The sequence below is a fragment of the Protofrankia sp. CiP1_Cm_nod1 genome (assembly GCF_920888515.1).
In the GTDB taxonomy this organism is placed as follows: Bacteria; Actinomycetota; Actinomycetes; order Frankiales; family Frankiaceae; genus Protofrankia.
This window is the reverse complement of the sequence record NZ_CAKKTM010000240.1, coordinates 1-2,431: the sequence shown is the minus strand read 5'-3', so window position 1 is coordinate 2,431 and position 2,431 is coordinate 1. Positions and strand designations below refer to the sequence as shown.

Below are 2,431 nucleotides of genomic sequence, written 5' to 3'. Positions count from 1 at the left end.
GGGGCAGCCGTAGGTGGAAAACGTCGCCCACACAGCGGAAAGCACCTATTGGCTCCAGCCAGACTTTTGTGATCAGTTACGAGCGTGGCCAGTGGCGCCGGCCGTGAGCGGCTACGTCGCGGCGCGGCGGTTCGCCTCGTCGGCGAGTGAGACCGCCAGCAGGCGGGTCAGGGCGGGCGTGTCCTGGGTGTCGAGCATGGCGATGTACGCGGGCCGCTGGGTGACCTGGACGATGGCGGGGAACCCGAACCTGCGGATGGTCTGGTAGGCGATGATCGCGCGGCCGACGCGGCCGTTGCCGTCGGAGAACGGGTGGATGCGTTCGAATGCGATGTGCGCACCGGCGATCGCCTCCAGCAGGGCCTCGTTGTCGAGGTTGACGGTCTGCCACTCGGCCTGGTCGGCCCACTGGAGCGTGAGCTCTCGGACGCGTGAGGGTGGCGCGGGCCGCCAGGACGCCCCGGTGACAATGTTGCTGGAGGTCTTGTACCGGCCGTGGTCGTGAGCCAGATGGTCCATCAGCGCGGCGTGCAGGTCCAGGACAAGGCCGGTGGTCAGCGGTTCGTCGTCGGCGACGGCCCGCAGGATCCGGGCGAGCGCCTGGTAGTGGTTGGCGGCCTCGTACAGCTCGCGCACCGGCGTGCCGGCCACGGGCACACGTTCGTCGACCAGCAGGGTGATGGTGTCGGCCAGGGTGAGGGTGTTGCCCTCGATCGCCGCGGAGTGGTGCGCCAGGCGCACCAGCACGTCCTCGGCGTACTCCGGCGACAGGACCTCGGCGCGGGCGACCTCGGCCAGGAACTCCTGCCGGGTCCAGGTCACGACCGGGTCCGGGCCGCGTTGATCACAGCCATCAGCTCGGGCAGCGACGCGTCCTCGTACCGGCTCACGGCGCGGACCTCGAGTACGCCGGCCCGGACGGTCACCTCGACCGTGTCTCCGGGACCGATGCCCAGAGCGTGCAACTCGGCCGGGCTGATCGTGATGCCCGCCGAGTTCCCGATCGTGACGACCTTCTTGCGCATACGAACAGGGTACATCTCAGTACGAACCCTCTGTGGCGATGGCGGCCGAAGCCCGGCCGGCCCGGCACCTGTCGACTGAGCGTTCCGCTGTCCTCGACGGCCGTAGGTGGAAACCGTCATCGGCACAGCGGAAACCACCTACGCATCCCCTGGCGGCGGGGCCGTCAGGGGTCACCGTGCCTGGTCCGGGACGGCTGTGCGGCTCCGCCGGCAGGCCCACCTCCGTTCAGTATCGTTTTGTTTTATGTTTCGTATAGTTACGAAACTTTGGATACGAAACTATAGACATCCTGACGCGCGATAAGCTTTACTTCTCGGGCGTCAGCGGGATGGGGAAGAGGAGGGCCGGGGAGTGGGCGGCGACGGTGCGGAAGTTGCGATTCGCCGGGATGACGATGGCACGCTGCTGTCGTCCGACCTGGTCGAGCGGGTGGCCGACTATGCCCGGGCGGCCAGGGCCGACTCGACGTGGCGCGCCTACGACACGGACCTGCGGCACTTCGCCGCCTGGTGCGCCGAACGCTCCCCGCACCTGGTGGCGCTGCCGGCGCTGCCGGCGACCGTGGCCGGCTACCTGACGGCGCTGGCCGACGCCGGCTACAGACCGGCCACCATCCGCCGCCGGCTGGCCGCCATCTCCGTGGCCCACCAGCTCGGCCGCCATCCCAACCCGGCCGCCTCCCCCGAGGTCGCGACCGTCTGGGACGGCATCCGCCGCGTCCACGGCACCGCGGTGACGCGCAAGAACGCGCTGGAGACCGGCCTGCTCACCCGGGTGCTCGCCGAGCTGGACGACTCCCGGCCCGCCGACCTGCGCGACCGGGCGCTGCTGCTGGTCGGTTTCGCCGGCTGCCTGCGCCGCGGCGAGCTCGTCGCGCTGGACGTCGCCGACATCGCCGAGACACCGGACGGGGTCGTGCTGACCATCCGCAGGTCCAAGACCGACCAGGAGCGGGCCGGGGCGCTGGTCGGCCTCACCTTCGGCTCCTACCGGCCGACCTGCCCGGTCCGCTCCTGGATCGCCTGGCGGCAGGCCGCGGGCCTGACCGACGGGCCCGCCTTCCGCTCGGTCAGCCGCCACGGCGGGGTGGGCGCGGGCCGGCTGCACCCGGGCTCGGTCGCCCGCATCGTCCAGCGCCGGGCCGCCGCGGCGGGCCTGTCCCCGGAGGACTTCGGCGGGCATTCCCTGCGGTCCGGGTTCGCCACGGCCGCCGCCCGCGCCGGCGTGCCCGACCGGGCGATCATGCGGCAGGGGCGCTGGCGGTCGTCGGCATCCCTGGACAGCTATGTACGCGCCGGCCGCCTGTTCGACCGCGACAACCCCTCGGGCCGGGTCGGCCTGTAGCGGGCGGCGGCCGCGGCGTCCGGGCCGTTACCGCCGGGGCTGGCCCGCGGGCCCCTCGGGC

General features: G+C 71.9%; 3 protein-coding genes. 1 reads left to right on the top strand and 2 read right to left on the bottom strand.

The genetic code is table 11. The annotated features are described in order from the left end of the window. Window positions 1–111: 111 nt before the first annotated feature. Together NBX02_RS11030 and NBX02_RS11025 are read right to left on the bottom strand one after the other, a co-directional pair. The gene (locus NBX02_RS11030; protein WP_250285378.1) at window positions 112–822 is read right to left on the bottom strand and encodes a Fic family protein; all 711 of its coding nucleotides are present in this window, start codon (window positions 820–822) and stop codon (window positions 112–114) included. Beyond that, on the bottom strand, window positions 819–1,040 hold the full coding sequence (locus NBX02_RS11025) for an AbrB/MazE/SpoVT family DNA-binding domain-containing protein (protein ID WP_250285377.1): 222 nt from the start codon (window positions 1,038–1,040) through the stop codon (window positions 819–821). The genes NBX02_RS11030 and NBX02_RS11025 overlap by 4 nt, the downstream gene beginning before the upstream one ends. A 337-nt stretch (window positions 1,041–1,377) precedes the next feature. Between NBX02_RS11025 and NBX02_RS11020 the strand changes: the two genes are divergently transcribed. Further along, window positions 1,378–2,370 (top strand): tyrosine-type recombinase/integrase, encoded by a 993-nt coding sequence (locus NBX02_RS11020; RefSeq protein ID WP_250285376.1) that lies wholly within the window; start codon window positions 1,378–1,380, stop codon window positions 2,368–2,370. Window positions 2,371–2,431: the final 61 nt, after the last annotated feature.

What these genes read in the sequence shown, in the direction of transcription:
- NBX02_RS11025 (WP_250285377.1), bottom strand. Translation starts at nt 1,040, where the DNA reads ATGTACCCTGTTCGTATGCGCAAGAAGGTCGTCACGATCGGGAACTCG.